The sequence below is a fragment of the Enterobacter sp. C6 genome (assembly GCF_008122455.1).
GTDB classification, from domain to species: Bacteria; Pseudomonadota; Gammaproteobacteria; order Enterobacterales; family Enterobacteriaceae; genus Enterobacter; species Enterobacter pseudoroggenkampii.
On sequence record NZ_QPFW01000251.1, the window covers coordinates 86691 to 101284 of the forward strand.

Annotated in this window: 14 protein-coding genes; 3 read left to right on the top strand and 11 right to left on the bottom strand. The window is 56.3% G+C overall.

What is annotated here, in order from left to right; genetic code table 11:
* The first annotated feature begins 82 nt into the window (after positions 1 to 82).
* On the top strand, positions 83 to 823 hold the full coding sequence (locus tag DOU50_RS22615; protein ID WP_048992844.1) for a MipA/OmpV family protein: 741 nt from the start codon (positions 83 to 85) through the stop codon (positions 821 to 823).
* A gap of 56 nt (positions 824 to 879) precedes the next feature.
* Here DOU50_RS22615 and araD read toward each other — a convergent pair whose 3' ends face one another.
* The 8 genes from araD to yiaK all read right to left on the bottom strand — a co-directional run bounded on the left by araD (position 880) and on the right by yiaK (position 8476).
* Positions 880 to 1575 carry an L-ribulose-5-phosphate 4-epimerase gene (gene araD / locus DOU50_RS22620; protein ID WP_148770356.1) on the bottom strand — a complete coding sequence of 232 codons (696 nt, stop codon included), beginning with the start codon at positions 1573 to 1575 and terminating at the stop codon, positions 880 to 882.
* Positions 1569 to 2429 carry an L-ribulose-5-phosphate 3-epimerase gene (locus tag DOU50_RS22625; RefSeq protein ID WP_148770358.1) on the bottom strand — a complete coding sequence of 287 codons (861 nt, stop codon included), beginning with the start codon at positions 2427 to 2429 and terminating at the stop codon, positions 1569 to 1571. Before DOU50_RS22625 ends, araD begins: the two co-directional genes overlap by 7 nt.
* A 2-nt stretch (positions 2430 to 2431) precedes the next feature.
* Positions 2432 to 3085, bottom strand: coding sequence for a 3-keto-L-gulonate-6-phosphate decarboxylase UlaD (gene ulaD / locus DOU50_RS22630; protein WP_148770360.1), 654 nt, complete (start codon positions 3083 to 3085; stop codon positions 2432 to 2434).
* On the bottom strand, positions 3082 to 4587 hold the full coding sequence (locus DOU50_RS22635; protein WP_148770362.1) for an FGGY-family carbohydrate kinase: 1506 nt from the start codon (positions 4585 to 4587) through the stop codon (positions 3082 to 3084). The genes ulaD and DOU50_RS22635 overlap by 4 nt, the downstream gene beginning before the upstream one ends.
* 95 nt (positions 4588 to 4682) lie before the next feature.
* Positions 4683 to 6002, bottom strand: coding sequence for an MFS transporter (locus DOU50_RS22640; RefSeq protein WP_024909052.1), 1320 nt, complete (start codon positions 6000 to 6002; stop codon positions 4683 to 4685).
* Between the two features lie 44 nt (positions 6003 to 6046).
* A complete protein-coding gene (locus DOU50_RS22645; RefSeq protein WP_090420423.1) occupies positions 6047 to 6973 on the bottom strand; it encodes a DUF4862 family protein in 927 nt (308 codons plus the stop codon).
* Positions 6974 to 6999: 26 nt separating this feature from the next.
* Entirely contained in the window at positions 7000 to 7467 is a 468-nt protein-coding gene (locus DOU50_RS22650; RefSeq protein ID WP_148770388.1) for a YhcH/YjgK/YiaL family protein, read from the bottom strand.
* 10 nt (positions 7468 to 7477) lie between these two features.
* On the bottom strand, positions 7478 to 8476 hold the full coding sequence (gene yiaK, locus DOU50_RS22655) for a 3-dehydro-L-gulonate 2-dehydrogenase (protein WP_061716193.1): 999 nt from the start codon (positions 8474 to 8476) through the stop codon (positions 7478 to 7480).
* A 224-nt stretch (positions 8477 to 8700) separates the two neighbouring features.
* Between yiaK and yiaJ the strand changes: the two genes are divergently transcribed.
* Both yiaJ and DOU50_RS22665 read left to right on the top strand, forming a co-directional pair.
* Positions 8701 to 9519: an IclR family transcriptional regulator YiaJ gene (yiaJ, locus tag DOU50_RS22660; RefSeq protein WP_021242452.1), complete on the top strand. Its 819-nt coding sequence runs from the start codon at positions 8701 to 8703 to the stop codon at positions 9517 to 9519.
* A 3-nt stretch (positions 9520 to 9522) separates the two neighbouring features.
* Positions 9523 to 9978 (top strand): 4Fe-4S dicluster domain-containing protein, encoded by a 456-nt coding sequence (locus DOU50_RS22665; protein WP_061716192.1) that lies wholly within the window; start codon positions 9523 to 9525, stop codon positions 9976 to 9978.
* On the opposite strand, the gene DOU50_RS22670 is transcribed toward DOU50_RS22665, so the two are convergent.
* The 3 genes from DOU50_RS22670 to avtA all read right to left on the bottom strand — a co-directional run bounded on the left by DOU50_RS22670 (position 9962) and on the right by avtA (position 14469).
* Positions 9962 to 11680, bottom strand: a complete 1719-nt coding sequence (locus tag DOU50_RS22670; protein WP_148770364.1) for a ShlB/FhaC/HecB family hemolysin secretion/activation protein — start codon at positions 11678 to 11680, stop codon at positions 9962 to 9964. The genes DOU50_RS22665 and DOU50_RS22670 overlap by 17 nt on opposite strands.
* Before the next feature lie 108 nt (positions 11681 to 11788).
* Complete coding sequence (locus DOU50_RS23930) at positions 11789 to 12907, bottom strand: collagen-like triple helix repeat-containing protein (protein WP_228117547.1); 1119 nt, start codon at positions 12905 to 12907, stop codon at positions 11789 to 11791.
* Between the two features lie 305 nt (positions 12908 to 13212).
* Complete coding sequence (gene avtA, locus DOU50_RS22680; protein ID WP_148770366.1) at positions 13213 to 14469, bottom strand: valine--pyruvate transaminase; 1257 nt, start codon at positions 14467 to 14469, stop codon at positions 13213 to 13215.
* Positions 14470 to 14594 lie beyond the last annotated feature (125 nt).

Sequence of the window (14594 nt, forward strand, 5' to 3'; positions counted from 1 at the left end):
TATAAACCGCAGCGTTGCATTGGCAAATTTGTAACCATTATTATGCGCCTCGCTTGTTTGGCATTTTAATGGATTACATGTAATGACTATTAAATACAATTTACTCATCGCTGCCACGTTATTTGCAACATCCTCAGCAATGGCCGGTGACTTTTCACTTGGAGCGGGGGCTGTATTTAATGAGTCTCCTTACAAAGGCTATAACGAAAATACTACCGCAGTACCGTTAATTAGCTATGAAGGCGATCGTTTCTATGTTCGTCAGACCACTGGCGGATGGATCCTGTGGAAAGACGCAAAAAATGAATTCAGTCTGACCGCGTCGTGGATGCCGCTGCATTTCGATCCTGATGACAACGACGACCATCAGATGAAGCAGCTGGATGAGCGTAAAGCGTCTGCCTTCCTCGGCGGCGCGTACTACCGTCATGAGAGCTGGGGTTCGATCAAAGTGGCGGTCTCTGGTGATGCCATGGATGAAAGCGGTGGCGTGATCGGCGAGGTATCTTACTTCCGTCCAATCAGGATGGAGCGCCTGACCCTGACGCCTTCTGTTGGTGTGTTCTACAGCGACGAAAGCTATAACGACTACTACTATGGCGTATCCGGCAGCGAGTCTCGCCGCTCAGGACTGGATCAATACACCGCTGGTGATAGCTGGACGCCATACGTTGGCCTGGCGGCTAAATATCAGTTAACCCAGAAGCTGTACCTCAACGCCAGCGCGGTCTACACCGTGTTGCCTGACGACGTGAAGAACAGCCCGATGATCGACCGCGACGACAGCTTCGCGCTGATGACCGGCCTGACCTGGCGTTTCTGATGGGGTAAAGCCGGGTGGCGGCTTCGCCTTACCCGGCCTACGATCTGTAAAGTGCATCACTGGCCGTAATAGGCATTCACCCCGTGCTTGCGCAGATAATGCTTGTCGAGCAGCTCCTGCTGCATAACCGGAAGCTGTGGTGCGAGCTGGCGAGAGAACAGGCCCATATAGGCGCACTCTTCCAGCACGACGGCATTGTGGACCGCATCGGCAGCGTCTTTACCCCAGGCAAACGGGCCGTGGGAGTGGACCAGCACCGCCGGGACCTGCATCGGGCTGAGATCGCGCTCCTCGAAGGTTTTAATGATCACTTCACCCGTCTGGTATTCGTATTCTCCGGCAATCTCTGCCGCGGTCATCAGGCGCGTGCAGGGGATCGCCCCGTAGAAATAGTCCGCGTGCGTTGTGCCCCAGGCGGGTAAATCCTGTCCTGCCTGGGACCAGATAGTGGCATGTCGCGAATGGGTATGCACGATGCCGCCAATCTCCGGATAACGACGGTACAGCGCAAGATGGGTGGGCGTGTCTGAAGAGGGTTTTTTATTTCCCTCGACCACTTCGCCGGTAGCGATATTCACCACCACCATATCCTCCGCCGTCATCACGTCGTACTCCACGCCGGAGGGCTTAATCACCATCATGCCGCTTTCACGGTCAACCGCGCTGACGTTGCCCCAGGTGAACGTCACCAGCTGGTGGGCGGGCAGCGCCAGATTTGCTGCCAGTACCTCGGCTTTGAGTTGTTCTAGCATGTCATGCCTCCTTCCTGCATACGGGCTTCAATCCAGCGGCGCGCCTGGATAATCTCCAGCACCGGCTCTTTTGCTTTTTCAGTCCACATCTCAATCAGAAACGCGCCGCGATAGTTCAGTTGATTCAGCGTGTTAAAGACGCCAACGAAATCGACGCAGCCTTCGCCAAACGGCACGTCGCGGAACTGTCCGGGGCTTTGCGCGGTGACGGGCTGGGTGTCTTTCAGGTGAATAGCCGCAATGCGGTCAATGCCCAGCGTCAGCTCGGCGGTGACGTCGTTGCCCCATGCGCTCAGGTTGCCAACGTCCGGATAAACGCTGAACCACGGTGAGGCGAGCATGTCGTCCCACTTTTTCCATTTGCTGATGGAGTTCATAAACGCGGTATCCATGATTTCCACCGCCAGCATCACCTGCGCGGCGGCGGCCTGCTCTACCGCCCACGCCAGCCCGTCGGCAAAGCGCTGCTGCGTGCCTTCGTCGTGCTCTTCGTAGTACACGTCATAACCCGCAAGCTGGATGGTGCGAATGCCTAAGTCACGCGCCAGCCTGATGGCTTTGGTCATGATTTCGCGGGCGCGTAGGCGCACGGTTTCATCGCGGCTGCCAAACGGGAAGCGACGGTGGGCAGACAAACACATGGACGGGATAGACACCCCGGTTTCCAGCATCGCTTCAACCAGAGAGGCACGCTGCGTGGTGCTCCAGTCGAGGCGCGATAATCGCTCGTCGGTTTCATCGACCGACATCTCGACAAAATCGAACCCGCAGCTTTTCGCCAGTACCAGCCGCTCGGGCCAGGAGAGATCTTTTGGCAGCGCTTTTTCGTAAATCCCTAACGGATGCTGACGCATGGTTACGCTCCCCAGATGTCGCGAATATTCGAATGGAATGCCTGCGCCACCTGCGGCGGATTGACGGCGCCTGCCAGCGCGCGCCCGGCAATAAAGGCTTTAACGTTGATCTGCTTAAACAGCGGCAGGTCGGCGGGGGTGATACCGCCGGTAATCGAAAGCTGTAAACCGATGTCGGAGAGCGCTTTCATTTTCGCGAGATCCGCTTCACCCCACTGCTGACCGCTCGCCTGTGCGTCGCGCCCGCGGTGGTAGATTGCCTGTTTCACGCCGACGTGATGCCACGCGCGCGCATCGTCCAGCGTCCAGTTGCCAAAGAGCTCCATCTGGATTTCACCGCCGCGGCGCAGGGCCACCTCGTGGCCTCGTTCAACGGTGGCCAGCGGGGCGGCGCAGATGATGGTCATCCAGTTCGCGCCCGCGCCAAACGCCTGTTCTGCCAGCGTTTCTCCGGCGTCGGCCACTTTCCAGTCCGCAACGATGATTTTATCCGGGCACTGCTGACGCAGGGCGCGCACGGCGTTCAGTCCTTCGGTCAGGCACAAAATGGTGCCCGCTTCGACGATATCGACGTGATCGGCAAGCGTCGCGACATCACGCTGCGCGGCCTGAAGAGAGGTATGGTCGAGTGCCAGCTGCAGTAATGGTCGGCTCATAGGTTGTTCTCCTTAACTCGGGCGTGATAGCCCTGTAGTGCTGAAATCAGTAGCTGATAGCGGTGATACTTGCGCTGATAGGCCGCATGGGCGCGCATGTCGGGCTCGATGACCCGGATGTCATGTTTGAGTGCACGCTGTGCTGAGTGGAAGTCGGTGAACACACCGGTACCCACCATCGCCGCCAGCGCCGCGCCGGAACACCCCGTCTCTTCCACCTGCGGCAGCTCAATGGCCAGCCCGCTGACGTCCGCGAGCATTTGCATCCACACGTCCGAATGGGTTGGGCCACCCGTCACGCGCAGCGCCTGCACCTGAGTAAAGCTCTCAAGCATGCGGTTGAGGTGGGTCATGTGGCAGAACACCACGCCCTCATAAACCGCCTGTAGCAGGTGCGCGCGGGTGTGTAGCGCCTGCATCCCGTAGAAGCCGCTGGTCATCTCCAGCCCGGCGTTGCTGCCGTAGAGGAACGGCAGGAAGTACACATCGCTTTCGGCTTTCGGCAGGCTGGCGACGGCGTGGTTGATCTCGCTGAACGACATGTCACCCCACTGTGCGGTGAGCCACTCAAGGTTGCCGGACGAGGTGGGGCTGGCTTCGTGAACGATATACTGCTGCGGATGCACGTAGCGGCCATAGACATACGGGAAGGGTTCGTTGTTGCGAAGCGCACTGGCGATACCGCTGGTGACGGCCCAGGTGCCCAGCACGGCGTTCAGCGTGTGCTCGTCCTGCAGTCCGGCGCAGAGCGCGGTGGAAACCACATCAAAAAGTCCACCCACGACGGGCGTGCCCGCCGCGAGACCGGTAAGGGCGGCTGCCTGAGCGGTGATTTCCCCGCAGATTTCTGCTGAACCGACAATCGGCGGCAGGGCGCCGTCAATCTCGCTGATACCGAGCCAGCGCGTAAGCTGTGGGTCGTATTTCCCGGTATTCATGTTGTAGAGATTGGACTCGGAGATGTTGCTCTCTTCACAGCCCTTCACGCCGGTCAGGCACCAGCGCAGATAGTCGTGCGCCATCATTACGCTACCAATCTGCTGATAGCGCTGCGGCTCATTCTCTTTGACCCAGCGCAGAAGCGAGGCCGGGTGCCCGGTCCACAGCGTCTGGCGCGTATGCGGGTAGAGTTTTTCGGGAATGCCGTCCTGCTGCCAGCGCTGCACAATCTCCAGCGCACGGCGATCGGAGGAGAGTATGGCGTTACCCAGCGGTTGGTCCTGTTTATCGAGCAGAAACAGTCCCTTGCCTTGAGCAGAAATGCCGACGCCTTTAATCTGGTTGCCGTTTACGCCTGAATGTTTGAGCAACGCGGCGACGGTAGCGTGGCAGTGCTGCCACAACTCATGCATATCCCGCTCGGCGTAGCCCGCTCGCGGGCTGAGCGTGGCGACGGAGCGACGTTCGATACAGACTTCCTTGCCCTGGCTGTTGTATAAACCGGCTTTCAGATAAGTACCGCCACAATCGATACCCAGCCAGAAGGGCTCTTTTTCACTCATCTTCATCTCACTTATTGGCCGGGCGACGCTTCGCTTACCCGGCCTACGGTTCGGTTTTCTCCCTCTCCCTGTGGGAGAGGGCTGGGGTGAGGGCATCAGGCCGCACGCTTGTGTGGAGTCACCGTGGGATTAGGCTCTGCTCCGGCATCGCATTTCGCCGGTAACAGCAGAGCCAGCAGCGACGCCAGGGCGAGTGAAACGGCCAGGCAGTAGACGCCCGCATCTTTGCTGTACAGGGTGATAAGCACCCCAACCGCATACGGGCCGCAGAAGCCACCGAGGTTGCCCAGGGCGTTGATCACGCCGCGCGCGCCGCCCGCCATCTCTGCGCTGAACAGTCGCGCCGGAATGGTCCAGAAGACGCCCGCGGCGGATTGCAGGAAGAACCCGCAGCCCACCAGTGCGGCATAGGCCAGCCAGGTACTCTCTTTCAGCGCCACGGAGAGGAACATGCAGAGCGCGAAGCCAATCAACGGCAGGGAGACAAACAGCTTGCGCTTGCCGGTGCGGTCAGAGAGCGTGGAGAACAGGAACATGCCCGCAATGGCCCCGATGTAAGGCAGGATGGCGAGCATGCCCACCTGACCGATGCTGGTGTGCGTCAGCTCTTTCAGGATGGTCGGCAGCCAGAGCGTGTAGCCGTAAATCCCGGTCTGATAGAAGAAGTTCAGGGCGATCAGTTGCCACATGGTTTTGTCGGACAGCACTGCGCCGAGCGACGCGTTTTTCACCTCTTTGCCAGCGATGGCCTGCTGCTCCGCCGCCAGCGTTTGCACCAGATAGTTTTTCTCCGCCTCTGAAATCCAGCGCGCTTCCTGCGGCCGGTCGTACACGGTGAACGCCCACAGCACCAGCACAACGACGGACATTAAACCTTCAATGATGAACAGCCAGCGCCAGTCGAGCGCGGTGATGATCCAGCCCGACAGCGGGGCGGTGATGATCCCGGCGATGGGCACGAACATGATCACAATCGCGTTGGCGCGACCGCGCTCGGCGTCCGGGAACCAGTTGCTGATCATGGTGAGCACAACGGGCAGCATCCCGCCTTCCGCCACGCCGAGTAAGAAGCGCAGCACCAGCAGCTGATACTGATTCGTCACGAGACCCGTAAGCACAGAGATCACCGCCCAGGCAACCAGCGACCAGCCGATAAACTTCTTGCCGCTGCCGTGCACGGCAATCTTGCCGCCGGGAACCTGCAGGAACAGGTAGCCGATAAAGAAGATCCCACCCGCCAGGCCTGCCATTGTTGCGGTAATACCTAATTCTTCATCCATACCACCCGGCATCGCAAATGCGATATTCACGCGGTCCATATATGAAATAATGCAGGCGATAAGAATGGGAGGAATGATTCTTAGCCAGCGCTGGCGCGGAATGTCCGCATGTAGAGCATGAGTAGAAATATTCATAGTTAATCTCTCAGTAAGGTAACCGGAATAAATTTTTCTTATTGTTATTGCGTTGCTTTATTCATTGCGCTGATACCGTCGCGTAAAATGGCGATGCGATGGCTGACATCAGCATTAGCATTTATTTCCAGTAATTTAATACCGGAGAATTTCAACGTTGCGGCGCTCGCCGCAGTAAAGAGTGATTTTGCGTGTTCAGTTGTCATCAAACTGTCGGCACAGAATGAGGAAAACGGCGCGTGCAGATCCTGCCATTCTCCGTACTCCCCGTGGGTGGTCGTGCCCGAAAACATCAATGCACCCAGTTTCCCGGCATTGAGCGCGGCCTGCACATGGTCAAGCGGAAGGGTGGTGTTACGGCCTTCGATGGCCGAACGCGCCCAGTTGATGCAGACGCTGATATCCGTCTCTTTCACCACCTCCAGCACCTGCTCTAAGGGCAGGAAACCCTTGCGCGGTGCCGGGCCGTTCATGGCATCGCAGTGTTCCAGCACCAGATCGCAGCCCCAGTCCCAGCCTGTAATTTCACGGATGGAGCGGGAAAACGCCTCGGTGGCCTGTTCGACGGAAACATTGCCCGCCTGCGGGGCTGCCTGCATTTCCAGGGCTATCACTTTGCCCGGATAACGGGCGTTCACGGCGTTAACTTTCTGGTGCAGATGCCGGTAAAAGTCTATACATGCTTTACGCTGCGTTTCGTCGGCTGACGCCAGGCCAAATGCGCTGTTGATACCGCGGCGGCGCATGGTTTCCATCACTGCCGTGACCACAATTTGCCATTCACCCGGCGTATGGCGGAACAGCCATTCGTCGCCAAGAGGATGAAGATTTTCAAGGCACGGCTGTTCCAGCCCGCGAATATTCGGCGTGTCGGAAAGTTCCCGCCAGAAGGTTTGTTCTTCTTGTTCCCCTTTCTGGTGAAACGAGGGTGCGCAGGGGTACGCACCAATAATAAAACCGGTGTTGGTCATTTCGCATTCCTGTATTTATCAGAAAATTAATCTAATTCGCTGATTGCCACTTTCACCACAATTTTACGAATTGCAGTTTCCTTGTTTTTAATACAGGCAGGACGGTGTACATCCTGCGGGAAAAATAGGGCATAGCTGCCGGGTATCATTTCGATAAACGATTCATTTTCACTGTCGTGATAAAAAATAATATCGCGCTGTTCCAGCAATGATTCGCTTATTTCGTTATTGCCGGTATCAATAGCGATACCGATTTTCTCTTCACCCCACGCCAAAAACTGAATATCCAGATAGCGGCGGTGCACTTCCGGGCGGTTCTCGTGCGGTTCCTTTGTCGTCAGGTCGAGAACCTGAGCAAAAATGTTGCGACCTTCAATTTCTACTACGCCTGGCGCCAGGGTGGTGAAATCCGTCGTGCGCAGAAAATTAAGCGCTTTTTCAATCGCCTGCGGCAGGCGACACGGATTTGGCTGGGAAATATGTCCGAATATCATGGCCCACTCCTTACAGAGACTGGATTTTCGCCCACACGCTGTCGTCGATGGTGATGCCGTCGCGGCGGTTCTCTTCCAGCAGGCGCGTGAATTCATGCCCCGGAAGGCGGACGGCAACGTTTTCATCTGACCGCTGCGCGGTGGTAACGAAGTCCATAATGCGCTGCAGTTTGGCATCGCGGGTTGGACCGTCGATCAGGCGATCCACCTCGATGGCGATAAAGATCTGCGACACGCCATACTCGTCGCTGTTGTCCTGGGTCACTTCCGCGACGGAAGATCCGTTGGAGAGCAGGGTGGCGATCATGTCGAGCACGATGGATAAGCCGGACCCTTTCCAATAGCCCATGGGCAGAATGCGGCGGTTTTTCTCGATCACGCCCGGCTCTCGGGTGAGGTTACCTTCGTCGTCAAAGCCGCCGTCGACCGGCAGCTCGCGCCCGGCCAGGCGATTCACCTCCAGCATGCCGTAGGAGAACATTGACATCGACATGTCGACCATGGTGATCGGGTTAGAGGGAATAGCCACGATCAGCGGGTTGGTGCCGATACAGCACTCTTTTGATCCCCACGCGGGCATCACGGCAATCGAGTTGGTCCAGCAAATGCCGATATAGCCCTTCTCCGCCGCCTGCCAGCCGTAGCTGCCGCCGCGCATCCAGTGGTTCGCGTTACGCAGTGCCACCAGACCAATGCCGTGGTCGGACGCCAGCTCGGTGGCGCGATCCATCATCTTTTTCGCCGTCAGGTTGCCAATGGAGCGCTGGGCATCCCACTGTTCGATGGCGCCTAATGTCATCACCCGTTTGGGCTGGGCGTCGGGAATGATATCGCCTGCATCAAGCTGCTGAATAAAGCGCGGGAAGCGGTTCACACCATGCGAATAGACGCCGGACTCCGTGGTGCGAGCGAACATGTCGGCGCAGGCGTCTGCGGTTTCCGCTTTCACGCCGCGATCGAGCAGAACCCGATTAAACGCCGCTTTCAACTCTTCGAAAGTCACTTTCATCCCTGTTCTCCTGTTCTTTTAAGGGCAAGTGCGAGTGCTTTTTTATCGCTAAATTTCACTATGCGAAATCTGATTTCAAATATAGCGATCAAATTTTGTCAGATCAACGACATTCATGTTTTTCAAAATCGATTAAAATCAACTGGTTGTGTTTTTTCTGTTGAGATCGTGAACTGACCCACACTTTGCGCTACCATCAGGACGCGCTAAACAGGAGCCATGTAATGAGCATGAAAGAGAGCGAAATGACGCAAGAGAAAGAGAGGCCAGCAGGCAGCCAGAGCTTGTTTCGCGGCCTGATGCTGATTGAGATCCTCAGCAACTATCCGAACGGGTGTCCACTTGCGCATTTATCGGAACTGGCGGGGCTGAATAAGAGCACCGTGCACCGCTTGCTGCAGGGGCTACAGTCGTGCGGGTACGTGACCCCGGCACCCGCGGCGGGCAGCTATCGCCTGACCACCAAATTTATCGCCGTCGGGCAAAAGGCGCTGTCGTCGCTGAATATCATTCACGTGGCCGCTCCGCACCTCGAAGCGCTGAACATTGCGACCGGCGAGACGGTGAATTTCTCCAGCCGGGAAGACGACCACGCGATCCTGATTTACAAGCTCGAACCGACAACCGGTATGCTGCGCACGCGCGCCTATATCGGCCAGCATATGCCGCTCTACTGCTCCGCAATGGGCAAGATCTACATGGCGTTTGGTCATCAGGATTACGTGGCGAGCTACTGGGAGAGCCATCAGGAACAGATCCAACCTTTGACGCGCAACACCATCACTGAGCTGAGCGCGATGTATGATGAGCTGGCGGAAATTCGCGATCGCAGCATGGCGATGGACAAAGAAGAGAACGAGCTGGGCGTTTCCTGTATTGCCGTGCCGGTGTTTGATATCCACGGCCGCGTCCCGTATGCGATCTCCATTTCGCTGTCGACGTCGCGCATGAAGCAGGTGGGTGAGAAGAACCTGCTCAAACCGCTGCGCGAAACGGCAGAGGCTATCTCAAAAGAGCTGGGTTTTAACGTGCGCGAGGCGTAACTGATGAACCGATTTATCATGGCGGATGCGGGAAAATGCATCGGATGCCGCACCTGCGAAGTGGCCTGCGCGGTTGCGCATCAGGACGACTTCACCGCACAGACTTTCACCTCCCGCCTTCGGGTGGTGAAGGGGGACGCCTACACTACGGCGGTGGGTTGCCATCAGTGCGAGGACGCGCCCTGTGCTAACGTCTGCCCAACCCATGCCATCAGCCGTACGGCGGGCACCTGGCTCGTTGAGCAGACGCGCTGCATTGGGTGCAAAAGCTGTGTGGTGGCCTGTCCGTTTGGGGCGATGCAGGTTCGTCTGGAGGGAAATAGAGCGCAGGCGCTGAAATGTGATTTATGTGCGCATCGCGAAGGCGGACCGGCCTGCGTGGAGGCCTGTCCAACCCACGCGCTGCGCTGCGTTGATCCTGCCAGTATTCGGGCTGAAAAGCTTACTGCATTTTATTGAAATTCCACGTGAACGTCAGACTGTAGCGCCAGTCTCTGTTGCGACTGTCTGTCGGAACATCCCCGACGGGTCTTGCCGCCTCCACCGTGACGCTATAGTGGCGCGTATCGCCTATCATCACCCCGGTCGCCACTGACCCGAGCCGTTGATGAGGCAAACCGGAGGTGTTAAACCAGGTTTGCGCGGTATCGGCCAGGATGTAGGGCTGGATTGTGGCAAGCCAGGTGCTCTCTTTTCGCATCTGGATATAGCGCAGTTCTACCTGCCCGCCATAGCCGTAATCACCGCTTGCTTCACTGTCCTGGTATCCACGGCCAAAGCGCTGGGCACCAAAGCTAACGCGTTCGGGCTCCGGCAACGTGTTATTTGACCAGTCTCCCTCCCAGGACGTTGATAGCCGCCATTTGTCGGCAAACAGCCAGGCAGCGTCCAGATAGCTTTTTGTGAGCGTAAAATTCATATCGGGTTTAGGAGCTGAGACGATATCCGCACCCATCGCATCAATACCCTGACGGACGTTGAGCCTGCCGCTGATGCTGGCGGTTGTGAATTGATGTGCACCATTAATGCCCACTTCCAGCGCGGGATAACGCGCGTGTTGGTTGACGGAGTTCAGACTATAGGTTTTGCCCTGCAGTCTGGCCTGCAGGGCATAATCATCCTGGCGGTCGGTGTAATCAAAACCGCCGGTCAGATTAATTTGTGATTTTTGCGTCAGCAGCAGGGGATAGCCAAACGTCACGCCCCCGTTGTATTGCGTTGTTTTTTGCTTCGAATCGACTTTGATATTGTTCGGCAAAGAGAGCAGGGGAGAAAAATCTCGCGGATCTTCACGGTAATAGCTGCCTTTTAGCTGCATGGTCAGCCCTTCATCGTTTAAAAACTGCTGCCAGTTGAGACCGACATAGTTTTTTCGCGTGTTGCTATCTAACGGTACAAGCGTGGCCACACCAAGCTGATCGCCATAGCTTGTCATGTTGCTGAGCGTGCCGTTCAGCATCATTAAATCTTGCCCTTTACGGGTATCGATGGTGGAAGCGATATTCCAGCTCCGCTCCTGATTACCGGTTATCTGCATCGCCGCCGCGCCATAGATATTGGTTGGCAGCTGCGCATTGGCCGTGACCGGAACGTTAGGGGTACGGGTCATCAGCTGGCTATAGCGATCGAACGTATCCTGTGACAGCGGTTTTTCCGCCATGATTTTTTCTGACAATCGTTTAAGACGCTCGGCGATATGAGGGTTATTACTGGTGATGTCGCTGTGAGCGACATACCCTTCAACCAGAACAATTTTAATATTGCCCTGCTGGAAATTATCATCCGGCAGCCAGGCATAGGAGAGCGGAAAACCGTCGGCCTTATAGAGCGCCGTAATATCATTTACCAGCCCCGTGAGCGTTTTTAGCGGCACGGTTTTTCCGGCGTACGGCCTGAAGGGCTGAAGCAATTCCTGCAAGGGATAACGCGTTCCGCCAATAAACTGAATGTGATGAATGGTAATGGGCGTTTCAGGCGTCAGCGTTGACTGCGGTTTTTCTATTTTGACTTTCGGCTGGGGGACAGCCTCAGTTTGTTCTGGGGCAACGTTACGCGAAACTTGCGCCGGGTTATCAGGGTTAATAATAGAGGGCAGTGTATCGGCGCGGGCCATGCTCAGCACAACCAGCCCCGTCAGCGAAAAAAGGAAGTGGTGTTTCATCGCGCTATCCCTGTTCATCATTCCCGGTTAGGGGGAGTGTCGCCGTATAAAGCGCCCCTGAACCAGGGGCGCAGAATGACAATAAGCAGATTACTGTTTGACCGGTGGTTAATGTGTTGTTGCGGTGGCCGTAACGCCCGACGTCAGGGTATTGAGGGTCGTATTGACCGTTGCACCCAGACTGTTGTTCGTGGCCGCCACGTTTGCATTAGCTGTGAGAGCGCCTGATCCTCCTCCGGTCGTCGAGGTGGCGGGTTTAACCAGCGTGCCGCTATCCGTCACCGTCTGGCCGACGTTCTGGACGACCTGACCCGCGCCGTTAAGCCCGCTATTACTGTTGCTGACGTTGGCCCCCACGCCGCTCACGGTGTTACCCACCTGGGTCAGCAGACCGTTGACCGGTGTGCCGAGACCCGTCGTGGTGCCCACGCTTTGCGTCACGCCCTGTACTCCGCCCAGCGTCTTGTTAGCCACGGTCGTGGTATCGGTTGTTACCTGAGTGACCGCAGGGCTGCTTACCGTGTTGGTGAGACCCGTGCCGGTGTTACTGACCAGTTGCCCGGTACTGTTGACCACGCTGCCCGTCAGGCCAGTTACACCGCTGACCGGTGTTCCGGAAGTGGAGCTCGCCAGGCCCGTGCCTACCGTTGAGACGGTATTGCCAAGGGAGGTGACCGACGTGGTCACGCCTTTGACCGTTGTGCCCACACCGTTCGCGTTGTTTGGATCGCCAACGCCAGTCGTGACGCCTGTCCCCACGGTGGACACAGCACTGCCAACACCGCTGACGGTGGTTGAAACGGTTGACGTGACGGGATTATTTGTCGGCAGCTGGCTTCCAAGACCATCCACCGTAGAGCCGACGCTGGTTACTGTTTTACCGGCATCACCCAGTATGGTATTTGCGCCTGCGGTAGTGGTTCCGCCACCGCCCGTGTTGCCTGTTCCGGTTCCTCCGCTGCCATTGCCTCCTGAGCCCGATCCTGATCCAGAACCCGTTCCGCCACCCGCGCCTGTCCCGGTACCCGAGCCGTTGCTGCCCGAACCGCCATTGCTCGCGGTCGAGCCACTTCCATCACCTGAGCCGCTGCTGCTTCCAGTCGCAGGGTTATTTTTGGCCGTTGAGTGATGAGAGCCGCCACCGCTTCCACTACAGGCAGAAAGAGAGAACGCGAGCAGTACCGCAACAGCAATAGCGCTGATGCGACTAACATTATTAGGTAGCATATGAATACTCCACGCAAAAGAACGCCGAGCGGCGTATTAGTGAGTATATGCAGTATTTTTAAATATGCATGAAAGTGACTTAATAAGGTATTTTGCGGTGTTGCAGGTGGTTATTTCAAAATAACAATAAGTTAAGATCTTTAACTGATGCTTAATTATTGGCGGAGAAGTTAGTGAGCATAAATTAAAGGAATATTCCTAAGGAAACTCAAGAGAGATGATAAATTAAACGCTACAGGATATATCCTTAATATAAGATTCAGATCACGGAAAAATAAGGCTCTTCATTTGAAGAGCCTTATTATTTAACAATTTCCTTCGCGCCAGGCTTTTTCGATCTCTTCGGCGAGAATTTTAACACCCGCTTCGATTTTTTCCGGATCGGGGACGTAGTTCATGCGCATGCACTGATGGGTATGCGGCCACGGCTTATCCAGACCCGGGAAGAAATAATCGCCCGGCACCATCAGTACGCCGCGCTTTTTCAGGCGCTGGTAAAGCAGTTCGGTGGTGATAGGTAAATCCTTAAACCACAGCCACAGGAAAATTGCCCCTTCCGGCTTGTGGATCAGGCAGCGTTCTTCCGGCAAGTAGCGACGAAGTGTCGCGATCGTCTCCTGAACGCGCTGGTAGTAGAAAGGCTTGATCACGTCATTCGACAGACGCAGCAGGTCCTTGCGTTTGATCATTTCGCACATCATCGCCGGGCCAATGCCGCCCGGAGAAAGGCTGATAATGCCGTTCATATTGGTGATGGCGGTGATGATTTTCTCATTGGCGATGATGATGCCGCAGCGGCTGCCCGGCAGACCCAGCTTAGAGAGGCTCATGCACAGGACAATGTTCGGGTTCCACAGCGGACGTGCTTCGCTGAAGATAATGCCCGGGAACGGTACACCGTAGGCGTTATCGATCACCAGCGGGATGCCGTGCTGATTTGCCAGCGCATCCAGCTTCATCAGTTCGTCATCAGTGATCACGTTGCCCGTTGGGTTAGTCGGGCGCGATACGCAGATCATGCCCGTCTCTTCGCCAATATGCAGGTGTTCAAAATCGACGTGATATTTGAACTGGCCTTCCGGCAGCAGCTCAATGTTCGGGCGCGCGGAGACGAACAGATCCTCTTCCAGGCCGGAATCGGCGTAGCCGATATACTCCGGTGCCAGCGGGAACAGCACTTTTTTGGTGGTGCCGTCGGCGCGACGTCCTGCGAACAGGTTAAACAAGTAGAAAAACGCGCTCTGGCTGCCGTTTGTCAGTGCAATATTCTGTGGTTCGATATCCCAACCCAGCTCGTCACGCAGCATTTCGGCGAGGAGTGCCAGCAGCTCGGTTTTACCCTGCGGGCCGTCGTAATTGCAAAGCGCATCGGTTGCTTTGCCGCTTTCCAGCATCTGAGCGAGCAGCGTCTGGAAATAGGTCGTCATCTCCGGGATTTGAGCCGGGTTTCCGCCGCCGAGCATGATTGCGCCCGGTGTGCGCAGCCCGTCGTTGAGGTCCTCCATCAGGCGAGTAATGCCTGAATGGCGGGTAAATTTGTCGCCGAAAAGTGAAAACGTCATAGCAGGTGATCTGTCGAGCTTATTTTGAAAGTGGGTAACCATAACGCTAGCACCGTGCTGGTGCAAATCGGGTGATGTGGTCGGATTTGTTGTTTTATAGGGCGGGAGTGGATTTGGGTAGTGAA